The 16,895-nt window shown below is 73.0% G+C and carries 15 protein-coding genes and 1 pseudogene; 5 read left to right on the top strand and 11 right to left on the bottom strand.

The genetic code is table 11. From position 1 onward, the window contains the following. Positions 1 to 12: 12 nt before the first annotated feature. Complete coding sequence (locus OG599_RS19010; protein WP_327177164.1) at positions 13 to 1,434, top strand: glutamate decarboxylase; 1,422 nt, start codon at positions 13 to 15, stop codon at positions 1,432 to 1,434. A gap of 18 nt (positions 1,435 to 1,452) precedes the next feature. On the opposite strand, the gene OG599_RS19005 is transcribed toward OG599_RS19010, so the two are convergent. The 3 genes from OG599_RS19005 to OG599_RS18995 all read right to left on the bottom strand — a co-directional run bounded on the left by OG599_RS19005 (position 1,453) and on the right by OG599_RS18995 (position 4,479). Then, positions 1,453 to 1,986, bottom strand: coding sequence for a DinB family protein (locus OG599_RS19005; RefSeq protein ID WP_327177163.1), 534 nt, complete (start codon positions 1,984 to 1,986; stop codon positions 1,453 to 1,455). A 113-nt stretch (positions 1,987 to 2,099) separates the two neighbouring features. Then, the gene (locus OG599_RS19000) at positions 2,100 to 3,557 is read right to left on the bottom strand and encodes an aldehyde dehydrogenase family protein (RefSeq protein ID WP_327177162.1); all 1,458 of its coding nucleotides are present in this window, start codon (positions 3,555 to 3,557) and stop codon (positions 2,100 to 2,102) included. Positions 3,558 to 3,615: 58 nt separating this feature from the next. Further along, positions 3,616 to 4,479, bottom strand: coding sequence for a helix-turn-helix domain-containing protein (locus OG599_RS18995; RefSeq protein ID WP_327177161.1), 864 nt, complete (start codon positions 4,477 to 4,479; stop codon positions 3,616 to 3,618). A gap of 338 nt (positions 4,480 to 4,817) precedes the next feature. Here OG599_RS18995 and OG599_RS18990 point away from each other — a divergent pair, with 338 nt between their 5' ends. After that, the gene (locus tag OG599_RS18990; RefSeq protein ID WP_327177160.1) at positions 4,818 to 5,354 is read left to right on the top strand and encodes an ATP-binding protein; all 537 of its coding nucleotides are present in this window, start codon (positions 4,818 to 4,820) and stop codon (positions 5,352 to 5,354) included. Between the two features lie 227 nt (positions 5,355 to 5,581). Here the strand turns inward: OG599_RS18990 and OG599_RS18985 are convergent, their stop codons facing one another. The 4 genes and pseudogenes from OG599_RS18985 to OG599_RS18975 form a co-directional block, all read right to left on the bottom strand. Continuing rightward, on the bottom strand, positions 5,582 to 5,824 hold the full coding sequence (locus OG599_RS18985; protein ID WP_327180091.1) for a DUF397 domain-containing protein: 243 nt from the start codon (positions 5,822 to 5,824) through the stop codon (positions 5,582 to 5,584). 377 nt (positions 5,825 to 6,201) lie between these two features. Beyond that, entirely contained in the window at positions 6,202 to 7,692 is a 1,491-nt protein-coding gene (locus OG599_RS18980) for an FUSC family protein (protein ID WP_442809693.1), read from the bottom strand. A 231-nt stretch (positions 7,693 to 7,923) separates the two neighbouring features. After that, positions 7,924 to 8,433 (bottom strand): annotated as a pseudogene (locus tag OG599_RS35490) (FUSC family protein); the annotation flags it as partial. A gap of 189 nt (positions 8,434 to 8,622) precedes the next feature. Then, entirely contained in the window at positions 8,623 to 9,267 is a 645-nt protein-coding gene (locus tag OG599_RS18975; protein ID WP_327177158.1) for an MBL fold metallo-hydrolase, read from the bottom strand. 121 nt (positions 9,268 to 9,388) lie between these two features. Here OG599_RS18975 and OG599_RS18970 point away from each other — a divergent pair, with 121 nt between their 5' ends. Further along, entirely contained in the window at positions 9,389 to 9,814 is a 426-nt protein-coding gene (locus OG599_RS18970) for a MarR family winged helix-turn-helix transcriptional regulator (RefSeq protein ID WP_327177157.1), read from the top strand. Between the two features lie 38 nt (positions 9,815 to 9,852). Here the strand turns inward: OG599_RS18970 and OG599_RS18965 are convergent, their stop codons facing one another. Then, a complete protein-coding gene (locus OG599_RS18965) occupies positions 9,853 to 11,049 on the bottom strand; it encodes a DUF2786 domain-containing protein (RefSeq protein ID WP_327177156.1) in 1,197 nt (398 codons plus the stop codon). 141 nt (positions 11,050 to 11,190) lie between these two features. After that, a complete protein-coding gene (locus OG599_RS18960; protein WP_327177155.1) occupies positions 11,191 to 12,117 on the bottom strand; it encodes an NADP-dependent oxidoreductase in 927 nt (308 codons plus the stop codon). Positions 12,118 to 12,278: 161 nt separating this feature from the next. On the opposite strand from OG599_RS18960, the gene OG599_RS18955 reads away from it, so the two are divergent. After that, positions 12,279 to 13,994: a bifunctional 3'-5' exonuclease/DNA polymerase gene (locus OG599_RS18955; protein WP_327177154.1), complete on the top strand. Its 1,716-nt coding sequence runs from the start codon at positions 12,279 to 12,281 to the stop codon at positions 13,992 to 13,994. An 81-nt stretch (positions 13,995 to 14,075) separates the two neighbouring features. Here OG599_RS18955 and OG599_RS18950 read toward each other — a convergent pair whose 3' ends face one another. Both OG599_RS18950 and OG599_RS18945 read right to left on the bottom strand, forming a co-directional pair. Further along, entirely contained in the window at positions 14,076 to 15,407 is a 1,332-nt protein-coding gene (locus tag OG599_RS18950; protein ID WP_327177153.1) for a hypothetical protein, read from the bottom strand. 78 nt (positions 15,408 to 15,485) lie between these two features. Then, complete coding sequence (locus OG599_RS18945; RefSeq protein WP_327177152.1) at positions 15,486 to 15,998, bottom strand: SigE family RNA polymerase sigma factor; 513 nt, start codon at positions 15,996 to 15,998, stop codon at positions 15,486 to 15,488. A gap of 190 nt (positions 15,999 to 16,188) precedes the next feature. Between OG599_RS18945 and OG599_RS18940 the strand changes: the two genes are divergently transcribed. Continuing rightward, the gene (locus OG599_RS18940; RefSeq protein WP_327177151.1) at positions 16,189 to 16,869 is read left to right on the top strand and encodes an aminoglycoside phosphotransferase family protein; all 681 of its coding nucleotides are present in this window, start codon (positions 16,189 to 16,191) and stop codon (positions 16,867 to 16,869) included. The last annotated feature ends 26 nt before the right edge of the window (positions 16,870 to 16,895 follow it).

Below are 16,895 nucleotides of genomic sequence, written 5' to 3'. Positions count from 1 at the left end.
AGGACGTGCCGCATGGCGCTCCACAAGGGATCACACGGCAAGGACGGGTCCGGCACGGGCCGGAAGCTGGCCCTCAACCCCTTCTTCGGGGAGGCCGATCCGACGGCCGGCATGACCTCGGCCCCGCCGACGCACCGGCTGCCGGACGGCCCGCTCCCGCCGTCCACCGCGTACGGGCTCGTCCACGACGAGCTGATGCTCGACGGCAACTCCCGGCTCAACCTCGCCACCTTCGTCACCACCTGGATGGAACCCCAGGCCGGGGTGCTGATGGCGGAGTGCCGGGACAAGAACATGATCGACAAGGACGAGTACCCGCGCACCGCCGAACTGGAGCGCCGGTGCGTCGCGATGCTCGCCGACCTGTGGAACGCCCCCGACCCGTCCACCGCCGTGGGCTGTTCCACGACCGGCTCCAGCGAGGCCTGCATGCTCGCCGGGCTGGCCCTGAAGCGGCGCTGGGCGGCGAAGAACCCGGACCGCTATCCGGCCACCGCGCGGCCCAACCTGGTGATGGGCGTCAACGTACAGGTGTGCTGGGAGAAGTTCTGCAACTTCTGGGAGGTCGAGGCCCGGCTCGTCCCCATGGAGGGCGACCGCTTCCACATCGACCCGCAGGGCGCCGCCGACCTCTGCGACGAGAACACCATCGGGGTCGTCGGCATCCTCGGCTCCACCTTCGACGGGTCCTACGAGCCGATCGCCGGACTCTGCGAGGCGCTGGACGCCCTCCAGGAGCGGACCGGGCTCGATATCCCGGTGCACGTCGACGGCGCCTCGGGCGCCATGGTCGCGCCCTTCGTCGACGAGGACCTGGTGTGGGACTTCCGGCTCCCCCGGGTGTCCTCCATCAACACCTCGGGCCACAAGTACGGCCTGGTCTACCCGGGCGTCGGCTGGGCGCTCTGGCGGACACCCGAGGACCTCCCCGAGGAGCTCGTCTTCCGGGTGAACTACCTCGGCGGCGACATGCCCACCTTCGCGCTGAACTTCTCCCGGCCGGGCGCCCAGGTCGTCGCGCAGTACTACACCTTCCTGCGGCTGGGCCGGGAGGGCTACCGCGCCGTCCAGCAGACCTCCCGCGACGTCGCCCGGGGCCTCGCGACACGGATCGAGGCCCTCGGCGACTTCCAGCTCCTCACCCGGGGAGACGAGTTGCCGGTCTTCGCCGTGACGACCGCGCCGGACGTGACGGCGTACGACGTCTTCGACGTGTCCCGGCGGCTGCGCGAACACGGCTGGCTGGTGCCCGCCTATACCTTCCCGGCCAACCGGCAGGACCTGTCGGTGCTGCGGATCGTCTGCCGCAACGGATTCTCCTCCGACCTCGCCGAACTCCTGCTGGAGGACCTGCGGGCGCTGCTGCCCGAACTGCGCGAGCAGCCGCGCCCACTGAGCCACGACAAGGGTGCCGCGACCTCGTTCCACCACTGAACAGGGCTTTGTCCAGGCCTACTTGCGGCTGTCCGCGATCAACTCGAAGGCGGTCTTGCCGTCCAGGGACTCCCGGATGATGTCGGCGTGACCGGCGTGCCGGGCGATCTCCTCCACCAGATGGACCAGGAACCACCGCAGGGAGACCACCTCTCCCTGCGGGAACCACGGAGCCTCGGGCAGCGGGAAGGTGGCACCGAGGTCCGGGGCCGACCGGATGAACTTCTCGGTCTCGGCGGCCACGCCGTCCCAGAACGCCAGCACCTGGGGCACGGTCTCGTCGTCGACGAGCCGGAAGCTGTCCCCCCAGGTCTCCTGGGTGCGCACCTTCTCGTTGGGCTGCTGCTGGGCCATCCGGAGCCAGTTCAGCTCCGTCTCGGCGACGTGCTTGGCCAGCCCGGAGAGGGAGAGCTCGCCGGCGGTCGGCCGGCTCGCCGCCTGCTCCTCGGTCAGCCCGAGGAGGGTGCGGCGGATCGCGCCGCGCTGGGCCTCGACGAAGCCGAGGAGGGTGCCGCGCTCGTCGCCGTGCGATTCGGACACGTGGGTGACCATGCTGACCGTCCCGGGGTCTCGGGCCGGTGCCCCCGTGGCCCCGACCGACACCCCCACGCTACGAGCCCTTGCGGACAGCTTTGGTCCTCAACGCCCGTGACACGCTGTTGCGTTCAGAAAGGAAAGACCGTGCGGCCGTACTGGACCGAGATCCAGTGGGTCGTCGTGAAGGCGTCCACGGCCGCGTCGCCGTTCCGCCTGCCGAGTCCGGACATCTTCTCGCCCCCGAAGGCGGCCAGCGGGTCGTCCTGCACGGTGGGACCGTTGACATGGAACATGCCGGTGCGGACCCGCCGCGCGAACCGCACCCCGCGGTCGACGTCGGCGGTGTGCACGGCCCCGCTCAGCCCGTACGGGGTGTCGTCGGCGATCCGTACCGCCTCGTCCTCCCCGTCGAAGGGGATCAGCACGGCCACCGGGCCGAAGAGCTCCTGCGACAGCAGGGGCGAGCCCTCGGGCACCCCGGTCAGCACGGTCGGCTCCACGACATTGCCCCGGGTACGTCCGCGCAGCAGCGCGGTGGCCCCTGCGGCGAGTGCCTCATCGACCAGCCCGGTGAGCGCGTCGACCTGGAAGGCGTTGATGACCGGGCCGATACGGGTGGCCGGGTCGCGCGGGTCCCCGGCGGTGATCCGGGCCGCCTCGGCGACGAACCGCCCGGTGAACTCCGCCTCCACCCGGCGGTCGACCAGGATGCGGTTGGCGGCCATGCCGACCTGGCCCTGGAAGAAGAACCGGCTGAAGACGGCGGCGTCCACGGCCGCCTCGATGTCCGCGTCCTCCAGCACCACCAGGGCGCTGTTGCCGCTGAGTTCGAGTACGCACCGCTTGAAGCGGCGGGCGGCCTTGGCCGCTATCCGGCGGCCGACCCGGTCCGATCCGGTGAACGAGATCACCGCGGGCACCGGGTGCTCGATGAACGCGTCCCCTATCTCGGCGCTGTCCGTGACCACCACGTTGAGCAGCCCCGGCGGCAGCCCGGCCTCCTCGAAGACGCGCGCCACGAGCCCGCCGCCGACGACGGGTGCGTTCTGGTGCGGCTTCATCACGACCGCGTTGCCGAGCGCCAGGGCCGGCGCGACGGACTTCATCGCCACGACGAAGGGGAAGTTGAAGGCGTTGATGACGGAGACGACCCCGACGGGTCGCCGGTAGAGCCGGTTCTCCTTGCCGTCCACCGCCGCGGGCAGCAGCCCGCCGACCGGGCGGACGGCCTGGCGTATCGCCTCGCGGAGGAGCTCACGGCCGAGATCGATCTCGTACCGCGCCCGGGGCAGCGTCCCGCCCAGCTCGTCGACGATGGCCTCGGCGATCTCGTCGGCGCGCTCCTCGACGACGTCCAACGCCCGTACGAGGACGGCCTGTCGCTCGTGCGGACGGGCGTCGGCCCATGCCGTCTGCGCGCGCTCGGCGGCCCGGTACGCCCGGTCCACCTCGGCGGTCGTCGCGACCGTGATGGCGCAGAGCTTCTCGCCGTTGTAGGGATTGACGTCGATGATGTCCCACGAACCGCTGCCGGTCAGCCATTCGCCATCGATGTACTGATGGGCCAGTTCATGGAAGAAGGACATGCAATCCCTTACTGCAGGCGTTCGCACACTCCTGATCGGACGTCATCGTACGCGTGGATCAGGTCTGTTGAAGGAGTCTGTGGAGGAGATCCCGGGTCTCGTCCTCCCCGGGGCTGTCGGCGCGCAGCTGGGCCATGGCCTTTCCGTAACTCTGGACGTCCTCGGCCTTGTCGAGATAGAGCGCGCTGGTGAGCTGCTCCAGAAAGATGATGTCCGACAGGTCCGATTCGGGAAAGCGCAGCATGGTGAACGCGCCGCTTTCGCCCGCGTGTCCGCCGAAACTGAAAGGCATCACCTGGAGAGAGACGTTGGGGTGCTCCGACATCTCCAGCAGATGCCGCAACTGGGCGCGCATCACGTCGCGTGAGCCGTAGGGCCGATGCAGGGCCGCCTCGTCGAGCACCGCGTGGAAGTCCGGTGCGCGCTCGGAGACGAGCGCTTTCTGCCGCTCCAGACGGAGTGCGACCCTGCGGTCGATCTCCGCCTCGGGTGCCCCGCGCATGCCCCGCGAGACGACCGCGTGCGCGTACGACTCGGTCTGCAACAGGCCGTGCACGAACTGGACTTCGTAGATACGGATGAGGGATGCCGCCCCCTCCAGACCGATGTACGTCTGGAACCAGCCGGGCAGCACGTCGCCGTAACTGTGCCACCAGCCCGCCACGTTGGCCTCGCGCGCCAGGCCGAGGAGCGACTCGCGCTCCGCCTCGTCCGCGACTCCGTAGAGCGTGAGCAGATCCTCGATGTCCCTGGCCTTGAAGCTCACCCGTCCCAACTCCATGCGGCTGATCTTCGATTCGGAGGCCCGGATGGAGTAGCCGGCCGCCTCACGCGTGATCCCGCGGGACTCGCGCAGCCTTCTGAGCTGAGAGCCCAGCAGGATGCGGCGCACCACGGATCCACTCGACTCGCCTGCCGACACTGGACAACCCTCCCCATAGCTTCCCGGGCAACGAGGCCCCCCGAACCCCGAGAACCGGATTCTGCCACCAAAACGCTTCGGGCCGTACTCATTCGGTTACAGAGAGGGGAAGACTTGCCGGAGCCGTGAAAAATGGCATGCGGAAGAAATACTCCGGAACCACCACGGTACCGGGCACGTCAGGCGCGTGCACGTGCATCTGCCCTTGCATCTGCTTCAAGCATTCGGAAGCATGGCCCTTGCGCACCTGCGTGATCGTTCGTGTTGTGCCGCTGTGTCCCCGCAGTACCGCTCACAGGCAGTGCCGCTCGCAGCCGCGAATCCCGGGAGCACCTCGTATGAGGACTGATGGATCGACGACGCTCGAACCGTTACGGCGTGGCCTGCCCCCCACCGATCCCGCGGCGATCACGGCATCGGCATCGATCACGCTCCCGGCGCGGTACGAAGCGGTCGGCTCCGCACGGCACTTCACCCGTGGCACGCTCCATCAGTGGCAACTCGACGACCGCTTCGACGATGTCGCCCTGGTCGTCTCGGAGCTGGTGACCAACGCCCTGCGCCACGCGCTGCCCGCCGATGTCGCCCGTGACCCGAACTCCCCTCCGGTGCGCCTCCAGTTGGCCCGCTGTTCCACCCGTCTGGTGTGCGCGGTCCGCGACCCCAGCCGGGAGAGCCCGGTGGCGGGGGAGGCGGAGGACTCCGCCGAGTCCGGCCGGGGGCTGTTCCTGGTGGAGTCCTTCAGCGACAGCTGGGGCTGGCACCCGGTCCCGGCTCCCGGGACCCCGGGAGCGCCGGCGCCCCTGCGCGGGAAGGTCGTCTGGGCGGTGTTCCTGCTGACGGACGACGGCGAGGTGGCCGACAACTCCCTCTGAGCGAAGGGCTGTCCGCGCCCCGCACGGGTGCGCGCGACACTTCGGGGACCCGTCACGACACGTACGGGACCCGCGGGGGGCGGAACCCGAAAGACCGGGGGCCGGAGTGCGAGGGGGAGTCGCGCTCCGGCCCCCCTCATGTCCCGCCGCTCATGTCCCGCCGCTCATGTCCCGTCACGGTTGCGGGAATCTACCGCGCCCCCGGGACCGTACCGCGCCGTGCTCGCTCAGGCTCCTGACGCCAGGTGGTCGAACTCGCCGTCCTTGACGCCCAGCAGGAGCGCCTCGATCTCCGCCGGCGTGTAGACGAGCGCCGGACCGTCCGGGTGACGCGAGTTGCGCATGGCCACATTCCCCCCGGGAAGTTTCGCGAACTCCACGCAAGATCCTTGGGAGTTGCTGTGTCTGCTCTTCTGCCATACGACCCCGTGAAGTCCTGTGGCCGCCATGCCGTTGTACACGTCGTGCACAGAAAGCTCCCCGAGTTGCAAGGTCCAAGTGTCAACCAAGCGTCAACCAACCTGGATCATAGCGGTAATTCACATGCCAATGCATGGGCAAATGCACGTGCACGCGCGGTGGTCCTTTGATTACAGCGATTCATGGCACCTGCAAATGGCACGTGCGTCACCGGCGGACCTCCCGGGCGACCCGGTTCGATGATCTCCGCCGCCGCACCCCGTATCCCCCTCGGCATCTCCCCCGCCCCAACCCTGCCGCGTCCCCGCCGTATCCGCGGGCCACGGCCCGTGCCGGACGCTGCGGCGCGTCCGCGGTGACACCGCGGTGGCGCTGTGGCGAACGCCGCCGGACACCGCCCGAGCGCCCTCCCCCACTTCCATGCTTTTCAGCGGGATCCCGGTTCCGCCCGGTCCTCTTCTCCGGCTTCTCCGGCTTCTTCGGCCATGCCGGCTTCTTCGGCTTCTCCGGATTCTCCGCCTTCATCGGACGGTCTGGCTCTCCGGCTGCTGGGCACGGCTCCCCGGTCGTCCAGCGCGAACGACAATTCCACCAGCGCGTCGAGAAGCAACGCGGCTCCCCGGCGTACGACGGGGTCGGGTACGGGTTCTCCCGGTTCGGGTTCCTCGTCGTAGGGCGCTTCGAGAAAGTCCCAGTACGCCACCGATTCGGCGACCGGCCCCCATTCCGGGACCCGCCGTTCGCGTACCGCCTTGGCCCCCTTCTCGGTCGAGCCGCGCAGGGCGTCGGCGAGTTCCGCCGCGCCGCGCACGGGGGTCGCCGCGCGGTCCGGCAGGTGGGCCTCCAGCAGCATGGCGGCCCGGCCGAGCTGAGACAGCGCGTGCTGGGCGTCGGTGGCGGCCGCCCGGGAGATGCCCCGGTGCCGCACCGGTTCGTACTGGGCCTTCTTCAGGGTCTCCGTCCACTCCACGCGGGCCTCGCGGGAGGCGATGAGCGCGGTCCGTACGTCGTCGTTGCTGCGGGCCGCCGGCTCGGCGTACTGGTCGATGACCGTGGCGGCGTACCGGCCGACCGAGATCAGCCACTCGGCGAGCCGGTTGCGCAGCCGCGGGGTCTCCCAGGCCGGGTAGACGGCGTACGAGATCATGGCCAGCAGCCCGCCGACCAGGGTCAGCACGATGCGTTCGGGGACCGTCTGCGACCAGTCGGTCCCGGCCATGCCGAGCAGGAAGACGACGTACGCCGAGATGCAGACCTGGCCGACCGCGTACCCGGTGCGCATCAGCAGGTACATCAGCCAGGCGCAGCAGACGGCGAGCGCGGCGGAGAGTTCCGGGCCGGGGTCGGCGACCTGCACGACGACGGTGGCGAACGTGACGCCGACGATGGTGCCGCCGAAGCGGGCCACCGAGCGGGCGTAGGTCTGCGAGAAGTCCGGCCGCATCACCATGACCGCGGCCATCGGCGCCCAGTAGCCGTGCCCGAGGGGCAGCGCTTCCCCGATGAAGTAGCCGACGGTGGCGACCGCGGTGACCCGGATCGCGTGCCGCAGGATCGCCGAGCCGCGGTGGAACTCGCCCCGCATCCGGCCGATCACGACCGGGACGAGCTTGATCAGGCCCGGGCGGCGGCGGTGCGGGGACTCGGGGTCGGCTTCCGAGCCGTGCCGGGTTCCGGCGCCCTCGGCGATCTCCACGACGTCGTGGAGGAGGGCGATCAGCCGGTCGGCCGCCCGCCGGGGCGGGCCGCTGGTGAGCCCGCCGGTCTCGGGCGCCTCCAGCGCCGCCAGCGCCGGTCCGCCCAGCCGGACCGGATCGCCGTGCCGGATCGCACGGGCCGCCGCGTCGAGCACCGAGCCGGCCGCCTTGAGCAGCTCACGGGCGCGGTCGCGCTGCGGGCCGTCCTCGGGCACTCCCATGGCGGGGTCGGCCAGTGAGGCCAGCACCGGGCGGATGCGTTCGGCGACGCTCCGGGCGCCGTGCAGCTCGGCCGGGCGGTGGCGGGCCTCGCGGGCGGAGACGGCCGCCGCGTCGCGGGCGGTCATCAGCGCCTGCGGGTCGAAGGGCGCGATCGGGTCGTAGCGCAGCCGGCGGGCGTAGTCGGCCTCGGCGGCCAGCGCGTCGGCGAGCGCGTCGCGCTGGGCCCCCCACCGGCGTACCGGGAAGAGCACGATCAGGGAGGCCTGCACCAGGCCGCCGATGATGATCACTCCGGCGTGCGCGGCGGCGTCCAGGACGGAGGTGGGCAGGGTGATGGTGACAAGCATGATCGCCACGTTGGAGGAGGCGATGATGCCGCCGGTGGGACCCGCCGCCCAGGCGAGCCCGGCGACGAAGGTCCAGAGGACCAGGACGCCGAGGAACACCACGTGGTAGGGGCCGGCGAGGTAGCCGACGAACGTCGAGATGCTCAGGCTGACGCCGGAGATCAGGGCGAGCACCGGGCGGGGGCGCCAGCTGCGCTGGAAGGTGGCGATGGCCGCCTGGAACGCGCCGAACGCGGAGCTGGCCGCGAGGACCGGCCCGGAGAGCGCGAGCGCGGTCTCGACCACCAGCGCCAGCCCGATGGCGCCGCGCAGCGCGATGAGCGGTTCCAGCCGGGTCCGCTCGACCGTGAACCCCGAGCGGGCGGTCTCCTTCAGCGCCCGGAGCCAACTCATGGGGCGAGCGTAGCCGCGATACGGGGCAAGCCCGACCTTTGGTTCACCCGTCCGGGACGGCTTCCGGCCGCCCGCGGAGGCGGACCGGGCGGGGGTGCCGACCCCGCGGGAGTGCCCCGCGGGGGCCGGCCCGGCGGGAGTGCCCCGCGGGGGCCGGCCCGGCGGAAGCTCCGCGGCCGCCCCGCCCGGTCACACCTGGACGGTGGTGCCGGGCTCCAGTCGCTCGACCGCGACGCCGGTCAGGCCCTGCTCGCCGAGGAAGCGGGCGGTGGATGCCTGCCCGAGTTCGCTGAGCATGAGTTCGTGGATCTGGATGACGCGCTCGGGCCGGACGGCCCGCACGTGGTCGGCGGCCTCACCGAGCTTGGTCCACGGGCCGCTGGTCGGCAGCAGGAGGGTGCGCACCGGGACGCCGGGCCGGGAGTAGGCGTCCCCCGGGTGGTAGACGGCGCCGCCGTCGACGAGGTAGCCGACGTTGTCCGGGCACGGCAGGTCGGCGTGGATCGGCGCGTGCGTCCGGCCGTGGACGGTGAAGGCGAAGGAGCCGACGGTGAAGGAGTCGCCCGCGGCCACGGCGCGGACGCGGCCGCCGTGGCCGCCGAGGGCCGCCGCGACGGCGGCCGTGCCGTAGACCCGCAGGCCGGTCCGGGTCTCCAGGGCGGCGGAGACGAGCTTCTCGTCGAAGTGGTCGAAGTGGTCGTGGGTGATCAGGACGGCGTCGGCCCGGCCGACCGCTTCCGCCGCGTCCGGGGTGAGGGTGCCGGGGTCGATGACGACACGTGTGCCGTCCTTCTCCAGTGCGACGCAGGCGTGGGCGTGCTTGGTGAGCTTCATGGTGGTGTCCTTCCGGCCGGGGCGGTGTCTCGGCGCGTCTCCACGCCTCGATGATCTCCAACCAAACTGTACAACGCAAACTGTACAACCTGGCTGGCTGATTTGGCGGTAGACTGCCGCCATGGACGACGCTCGACTGGCCGAGGAACTGCGCCTGACCATCGGACAGCTGGTCCGCACGGTGCGCACCGCCGACACGATGCCCGCCGGCGAGGCCGCCGTCCTCGGCTACCTGGACCGCGACGGCACGATGACCGCCGCCGACATCGCGAAGCGGCGGGGGGTCACGCACCAGTCGGCGACCAAGGCCGTCAAGGAGCTGCTGGACCGAGGGCTCGTACGGGCCGAGGCGCACCCCCTCGACGGGCGCAAACTCCTGCTCCACCTCACGCCGGCCGGCGGCAGCAGGCTCACGGAGGAGCGCGGCAGGCGTGCGGACGTGCTGGGTGCCGCGATCGGCGACGCGCTCGACCCCGGGGAGCGCGAGGTGCTGGTGGCGGCGCTGCCCCTGCTGGCACGGCTGACCGATCGCCTGAGGGTCACGTAGGGACCGGCCGCTTCCGGGCCGGGCACCGCCTCCCCCGCCTACGAGGTGATGCCCCGGCCCCCGCGTCCGCCCACCCTGGCGCGGTCGGCGGCCTCGGTGCCGTGGGTCCAGCCGTCCAGGTCGGTGGCGCCGCGCACCCGGGTGGTGGTGGTCTTCGGGAACATCCGGTCCGCCGCGCCGGAGACCGCCACGTCGCGGGCGGCCAGCACGGGGAGCAGCGCGTCGTTCCCTGGGCCGTCCGTGCCGCCACCGGCCGCACCTGCGGCTTCCGCGTCCGCCTCGGCGGTGACCCGGGCGGTGTCGGCGGCGAGCCGGCTGCCGAGGCGCTGGGCGTACGCCATCAGGAAGGACTGCCGGAACGTCTTGGTCCGCTTCCGGCCGCCGGCCCGCTGCCCCGCCTCGGCCCGGGCCATCGCGGAGGTGCCCTGCACCAGGAGCGAGGTGAAGAGGAGCTCCACCGCCTCCAGGTCGGGCTCGAACCCGACGACCGTGGTGAAGCCGAGGTCGCTGTTCCACACGGCCCGGCAGCGGTTCGCCGAGGCGACCGCGTCGAGCAGGATCGCCTTGGCCGTCTCGTACGGGGCGTCGACCCCGATCCGGCAGGCGCCGGGCTGGTCCCCGCTGTGGGTACGGGCGGCGAGCAGCGCCTCGTCGATGCTGTGCCGGGCCATCAGCTCCTGGGCCTTGGTGGTGAGCGCCTCGGCCTCCTCCGGATAGTCGGTGGCCTCCGCCTTCGCCAGCAGGGCGCGGATGCGGGTGAGCATGCGCGGTTCGTCGTGCGTGGGCGGCGGGAGCCGGCCGGCACCGGCCGGGGTCTCGCCGGGCGGCGGCCCGACCGCCTCCACGGCGGGGAGCCGCAGCAGCAGCCGGTACAGCTCCAGCAGCGCGGAGGCGTAGGAGAAGCGGTCGGGGCGGTTGCGCGGGACGGGCGGCGGAAGTTCGGCGAGCTGGCCGGACCAGCGCGGCGGGAGCGTCGCGTACGCGGCGGTCTCGGCGGCGATCAGGGTCGCGGCGAGGGCCGCCCGCTCCTCGTCCAGCTCCCGGCGCACGAACCGGACGACGTCGGCGGGCTGCCAGCCCCGGGCCCAGGCGCGGCGGAGGAACTCCTCGCCGCGGCGGTGCGCGTCGTCGTCCGCGTCCGGTGCGGCGGCGAGCAGCGACGCACCGGTGTCCAGACCGGCGTCGCCCTCCGAGTAGAGGGCCGCCGCGCACGCCTGGTCGATCACCGGTTCCATGGGTTCAGGGTAGAGGCGGGCGCCCGGGCGGGAGCTTCCTCACCCTTCCGCCCGCTCCTCCGCTGCCTCTGCCGCCCTTCCGCTCACGCCGCCCGGCGCCTCGCCCTTCCGCTCACGCCGCCCAGCGCCTCGCCCTTCCGCTCACGCTTCCTGCGGCGGGAGCAGCACCAGCTTCCCGCGTACGTGCCCGGCCTCGCTGACCCGGTGCGCCTCGGCGGCCTCCGCCAGCGGGTAGGTGTGGTCGACCGGGATGCGCAGCTCGCCGAGGACGGCCCGGCGGGCGTTGGCGGCGAGACGGCCGGCGGAGGGGCCGCCGCCCCCGGCGGAGAAGGCGACGCCGAGCGCGGGGGCGTCCGCGTCGGCGATGGTGATCACCCGGTCCGTCGTACCGCCGCGCAGCTCGATGGAGTCCGGCAGCGCGCCCCGGCCGGCCGCGTCGAAGACCGCGTCCACACCCTGTGGAGCGACCGCGCGGACCCGCTCGACCAGCCCGGGGCCGTACTCCACCGGCGTCGCGCCCAGCACCCGCAGATAGTCGTGGTTGGCGGCGGACGCGGTACCGATGACGGTCGCGCCCCGGGCCGTCGCGAGCTGTACGGCGGCCGAGCCGACCGCTCCGGCCGCGCCGTGCAGCAGCAGCGTCTCCCCGGAGTCCAGCGCCAGTTCGTCGAGCACCCGGGAGGCGGTCTCGGTGGCCACCGGCAGCGCGGCGGCCGTCTCCCAGTCCAGGTCGGCCGGTTTGCGGGTGATCTTCTCCGGGGCGGCCAGCACCTCGGTGGCGTACGCGCCCGTCTCGCTGTAGCCGAGCACCTCGTCGCCGGGGGCGAAGTCCGTGACGCCCTCGCCGATCTCCTCCACCACGCCCGCGAACTCGCTGCCGGGCGTCGCGGGGAGCGGGGTGGGGTGGACCTGCTCCATCCACCCCTTGCGGATCTTGTGGTCGAGCGGGTTGACCCCGGTGGCCCGTACCCGCACCCGCACCCGGCCCGGCGCCACCCGCGGGGCGTCCACCTCCGTCAGCCGCAGCACCTCGGGGCCGCCGAACTCCTCGAACACGATCGCCTTCATCCCTGCTCCTGCTCCCCGCGCGCACCGCGGTCCGCTCGTCGTCGCCCCCGTGCCGATCCTCGCGGCCGGGCCCCCGGACTGCCTCCCGGGAGGCGCCGCCCGGGGCCGCTCCCCGGGGCCGCTCCCCGTCGGTGTCAGTGCCCGGTGCCAGACTCGGGGCCATGACGGAACGGTGGGCCCTGGCCGAGGCGGAGGGCGGCGGCGCGCTGCTCGTTCCGCTGGAGCGGGACGGGCGCCCGGCCGGTCCGGTGCGCCACGAACCCGACCTCGCCGAGGCGGTCCGGGCGCGCCCCCAGGTGGTGCGCTGGGTCTGGCGGTCCACCGCCGCGGTCTACCCCCGGCTGCTCGCCGCCGGGGTCCGCGTCGAGCGCTGTTACGACATCGAGTGCGCGGAGCTGCTCCTCCTCGGCCACGAGGGGCGGCTCGGCGAACCCCGTTCCGCCGCGGCGGCCCTGGCCCGCCTCCGTAACGCCCCCGTACCCGCAGACCCGCCGCCCCGCAGCGCCGACCCCGGGGCGCAGTCCCCGCTCTTCGAGCCGTCGGCCGGGGCCCAGGTGCCGTTCGAGGGGCTGCTCGACGTCTACGCCGACCAGCTGCGCCGCCACGCGGCGGCCGAGCACCCGGACCGGATGCTGCTGCTCACCGGCACCGAGTCGGCCGGGATGCTGGTCGCCGCCGAGATGAACCGATCCGGGATGCCCTGGCGCGCCGATGTGCACCGGGCGCTGTTGAACGAGCTGCTCGGCGAGCGGTACGCGGGCGGCGGTGAGCCCCGCAGACTCGCCGAGCTGGCGGACCGGGTGTCGGCCGCGTTCGGGCGGCGGGTGCGGCCCGATCTGCCGGCCGACGTGATCAAGGCGTTCGCCGGGGCCGGGATCAAGGTGACCTCGACCCGGCGCTGGCAGCTGGAGGAGATCGACCACCCGGCGGTGGAGCCCCTGCTCGCGTACAAGAAGCTCTACCGCATCTGGACCGCGCACGGCTGGGGCTGGCTCCAGGACTGGGTGCGCGAGGGCCGCTTCCGCCCCGAGTACACGCCCGGCGGCTCGGTCAGTGGGCGGTGGACGACCAACGGCGGCGGGGCGCTCCAGATCCCGAAGGTGATCCGCCGGGCCGTCGTCGCGGACGAGGGCTGGAGGCTCGTCGTCGCCGACGCCGACCAGATGGAGCCGAGGGTGCTCGCCGCGATCTCCCGCGACCCCGGGCTGATGGAGGTCGCCGGACACGAGGGCGACCTCTACGCCGCGCTCTCCGACCGCGCCTTCCGGGGCGACCGCGACCAGGCGAAGGTCGCCCTGCTCGGCGCGGTCTACGGCCAGACCTCCGGCGACGGCCTGAAGAACCTCGCCGCGCTGCGCCGCCGCTTCCCGCTCGCCGTCGGGTACGTCGACGACGCGGCGAAGGCGGGCGAGGAGGGCCGTCTCGTACGGACCTGGCTCGGGCGGACCAGCCCGCCCGCCGCCGGGGCCGGGGACGACGGCGAGGCGGGACTGCCGCAGGAGGGCGGCGCGGACGAGGAGGACGGCTCCGGGGACGGCCGCCGCGGGTACGGCTTCACCCCCGGGTACGCCTCCTCCGACGCGCGGGCTCGCGGCCGCTTCACCCGTAACTTCGTCGTGCAGGGCAGCGCCGCCGACTGGGCGCTGCTCCTTCTCGCCGGGCTGCGCCGCACGCTCGCCGAGGAGGAACTCCGGGCGGAGCTGGTCTTCTTCCAGCACGACGAGGTGATCGTGCACTGCCCGGCCGAGGAGGCCGAGCGGGTGGTGCGGGCGATCCGCGAGGCCGGTGAGCTGGCCGGGCGGATCGCCTTCGGGGTGACCCCGGTGCGGTTCCCGTTCACCACGGCGGTGGTGGAGCGGTACTCGGACGCGAAGTGAGGGGCCGGCGTCCTCGGCATGAAGCGAAGCGCCCGCGCCTGCTGTTCGCGGGGCACGGGCGCTTTTTCCGTAGCAGTACGGCTACTTCACCTGGAGCTTGCGCCAATCCGGGGAGGTGACCAGGGCCTTGAGCTCGTCGATGGAGAGCGCGGGCTCGGTCCGGGTGGCCGTCCCGTCCTGCCGGTCCGCGTTGAAGGCCATGACCACGACCCGCATGCCGTCGGGGTACATGAGGTCGACCGTCCACTGGACGATGCCCTGCCCGCCCTTCTCGCCCGGTGTCTGCCGGACCGCGAGCAGCCCCCCGCCGGGCAGTGTCTCGGCGCTGCCGTACAGGTCGCTCGCCACGTCCCGCATGTCGCGCTGGACGTTGATCCCGACGAGGGACTGGCCCTGGCCGTCGTCCACGACCAGCTCGGCGTACTCGCTGTCGCTGTCGTGCTGCTGCCGGACCACGGTGACGTCGTCCGGGAGGAGCCTCAGGAGCGTGGGCATCAGCAGGGAGTAGTCGAGCTCGGGGGCGCGGCTCGCGGCGGGCGAAGGGGTGGGTGCTCCACTGTCCGACCCGTCCCCGCCCTTCTTCTCCTGCTGCGCGACGATCGCCCTCATGCGCTGGACCAGTCCCGTCCACTTCGCGGACCGTCCCAGGTCGGCGAGTTGGCTCTTGGTGAGCGGCGGGGTGGAGCGGTCGCCCTCGGCGCCCCCGTCGAGCACCCCGCTGTAGGCGCGGACGTCGACGGTCACCCCGGCCGCCGACAGGGTGCGGAAGCGGTAGCCGACGAGGTTCCCGCCCGCGGCGGCGGCCGTGGTCGGGCACTCGGTGACGGGCGCCTGCCCGCCGGAGCCGTCGGCGAGGGCGGCCCCGTCGATCCCGTCGTAGGCCAGTGCCGCGCCGTCCGGTACGTCCCGCACGGCGCCCGGCTCGTTCATGCAGGCGCCCGCGCCGCCCCTGGCCTGCGCGTGTGCCGGCGTCGGGTAGAGGGAGGCGGTGACCGTGGCGGCCCCCTTGCCGTCCTCGTAGACCACGGAGGCCGATGCCACCGCGCCGTCCTCGATCTCCCCGGTACCGATGCCGGAGCCCTCGGAGACCTTCCCTCCGGGCAGCAGCGAGGCCAGCGTCTCGACCATCTCCGTGCCGGAGACGCCTCCCCCGGCCCCCGGGGTCACCGCGCGGGTGCCGGAGGCCAGTTGGGCCCCGGAGCCGGATCCCCCGACCAGCCCGGTCGCCAGACCGCCGCCGAGGACGACGAGCGCGAGGGCGAGCGCGCCCCCGGTGACGGTGGCGACCCTGCGCCGGCGCACCCCGCGCCGGCCGATCTCGACCGCGCCGTCGAGCAGCGCGGTCCGGTCGGGGATCTCGAAGGAGTCGCCGGCACGGCGGAGTTCTCCGCTCAGGTCGTCTTCAAAGGGCATGGCGAAGTCACCGTTCTCGTTCGGTGGAGTCAGCGTAGGTCGGGTCGGGCTTCCGGCGGGACGGAGGGGCCGGCCGGTTCAGTGCGTCGCGAACTCGGCGAGGCTGCCGCCGAGCATGGTGCGCAGCCGGGCCAACGCCCGTACGCACCGGGTCCTTACGGCTGCCGGGCTGGTCCGGAGAGCCTCGGCGGTCTGCTCGACGCTGCGGTCCTCCCAGTACCTCAGCACCACCACCGCCCGGTCCTTCGGGGCGAGCCGGTCGAGGGCGTCGATCAGCGTCATGCGGAGCGCGGGGTCCGCCCCGGCGGGGGTGGGGGCGGTGTCCGGCAGCTCCGCGAGCGGGCGTTCACCGGCGGAGCGGCGTCTGCGGTGCGTGAGGAAGGCGCGGACGAGCACCGTCTGGGCGTACGCCGCCGGATTGTCGATCCGGTGGACACGGCCCCACAGCATGTACATCCGGCCGAGGGTCTCCTGAACGAGATCCTCTGCCAGGTGCACATCGCCGCCGGTCAACAGCGCGGCCGATCGGTACAGTTGGCCCGCGCAGCTCGCCGCGAACTCCCTGAAGTCCTCGACCCGCGACTTCCTCATGCGTTCCCCCGTCTCCCACGGCCGGTCAAGCCGTGCGCCCCCGCACTCCTTCGACGCGATGGGCCCGGGAGAATGTTTCACGCGAACACCGACCAATTCTCCGGCGGTTGTCCGCCCCCGGACCGGGCGGGCGGATCCCGGTTCCCCCCACCGCTCCCCAACCCCCGTGCGCGCGGGTAGGTTCGGCGCCATGGACACTGGTCAGCTACTGGGGTCGGGACGCAGCGCCGACGTGTACGCACTCGACGACTCCTGGGTCCTGCGCCGCTACCGCGACGACGCCGACACCACCCCCGAGCTGGCGGTGATGTCCTACCTCTCCGCGTTCGGCTTCCCGGTACCGCGCATCGGGCCGCCGGCCGAGGGGGCGGGCCCCGGCGATCTCGTGATGCAGCGGCTGACCGGCCCCACCATGGCCGAGGCGCTCACGGCCGGCTCCCTGGACGCCCGGCAGGGCGGCGAGATGATCGCCGGGCTGCTGCGGGAGCTGCACACGCTGCCGCCGCGCCTCTCCCCCGACCCGGAGGTCCGCATCCTCCATCTCGACCTGCACCCGGAGAACGTGATGCTGACCGGGCGCGGGCCGGTGGTGATCGACTGGAGCAACACCACCGAGGGTTCGCCCGGGACGGACCGCGCCATGTCGGCCCTGATCCTGGCGCAGGTCTCCCTCACCCCCGGCTTCCCGGCGGCGGAGGGGGTGGGCCTCCTGCTCACCGCGCTGCTCGACGCCATGGCCGGCGACGGCCCGGTCACCGACGAGGACCTCGCCGGGGCCGTCGCCCGCCGCGCGTCGGACCCGTACCTCTCCGCCGCCGAGCAGGCCGTCCTGGGCGAGGCTGCGGCGCTGGTGGCCGCGCACGGGGGCTGACGGAGAGGCGGGAGGTTGGGGACGCG

The sequence above is a fragment of the Streptomyces sp. NBC_01335 genome (assembly GCF_035953295.1).
Lineage (GTDB): Bacteria > Actinomycetota > Actinomycetes > Streptomycetales > Streptomycetaceae > Streptomyces.
This window is presented reverse-complemented; position numbering and strand designations above follow the sequence as displayed.

Excerpts from the sequence above, each read along its gene's own strand:
- OG599_RS19000 (WP_327177162.1), bottom strand. The coding sequence starts at position 3,557 with ATGTCCTTCTTCCATGAACTGGCCCATCAGTACATCGATGGCGAATGG.
- OG599_RS18970 (WP_327177157.1), top strand. The coding sequence starts at position 9,389 with ATGGACGACGCTCGACTGGCCGAGGAACTGCGCCTGACCATCGGACAG.
- OG599_RS18960 (WP_327177155.1), bottom strand. The coding sequence starts at position 12,117 with ATGAAGGCGATCGTGTTCGAGGAGTTCGGCGGCCCCGAGGTGCTGCGG.
- OG599_RS18940 (WP_327177151.1), top strand. The coding sequence starts at position 16,189 with ATGGACACTGGTCAGCTACTGGGGTCGGGACGCAGCGCCGACGTGTAC.
- OG599_RS18945 (WP_327177152.1), bottom strand. The coding sequence starts at position 15,998 with ATGAGGAAGTCGCGGGTCGAGGACTTCAGGGAGTTCGCGGCGAGCTGC.
- OG599_RS19010 (WP_327177164.1), top strand. The coding sequence starts at position 13 with ATGGCGCTCCACAAGGGATCACACGGCAAGGACGGGTCCGGCACGGGC.
- OG599_RS18950 (WP_327177153.1), bottom strand. The coding sequence starts at position 15,407 with ATGCCCTTTGAAGACGACCTGAGCGGAGAACTCCGCCGTGCCGGCGAC.
- OG599_RS19005 (WP_327177163.1), bottom strand. The coding sequence starts at position 1,986 with ATGGTCACCCACGTGTCCGAATCGCACGGCGACGAGCGCGGCACCCTC.
- OG599_RS18965 (WP_327177156.1), bottom strand. The coding sequence starts at position 11,049 with ATGGAACCGGTGATCGACCAGGCGTGCGCGGCGGCCCTCTACTCGGAG.
- OG599_RS18955 (WP_327177154.1), top strand. The coding sequence starts at position 12,279 with ATGACGGAACGGTGGGCCCTGGCCGAGGCGGAGGGCGGCGGCGCGCTG.
- OG599_RS18980 (WP_442809693.1), bottom strand. The coding sequence starts at position 7,692 with ATGGGAGTGCCCGAGGACGGCCCGCAGCGCGACCGCGCCCGTGAGCTG.
- OG599_RS18990 (WP_327177160.1), top strand. The coding sequence starts at position 4,818 with ATGAGGACTGATGGATCGACGACGCTCGAACCGTTACGGCGTGGCCTG.
- OG599_RS18975 (WP_327177158.1), bottom strand. The coding sequence starts at position 9,267 with ATGAAGCTCACCAAGCACGCCCACGCCTGCGTCGCACTGGAGAAGGAC.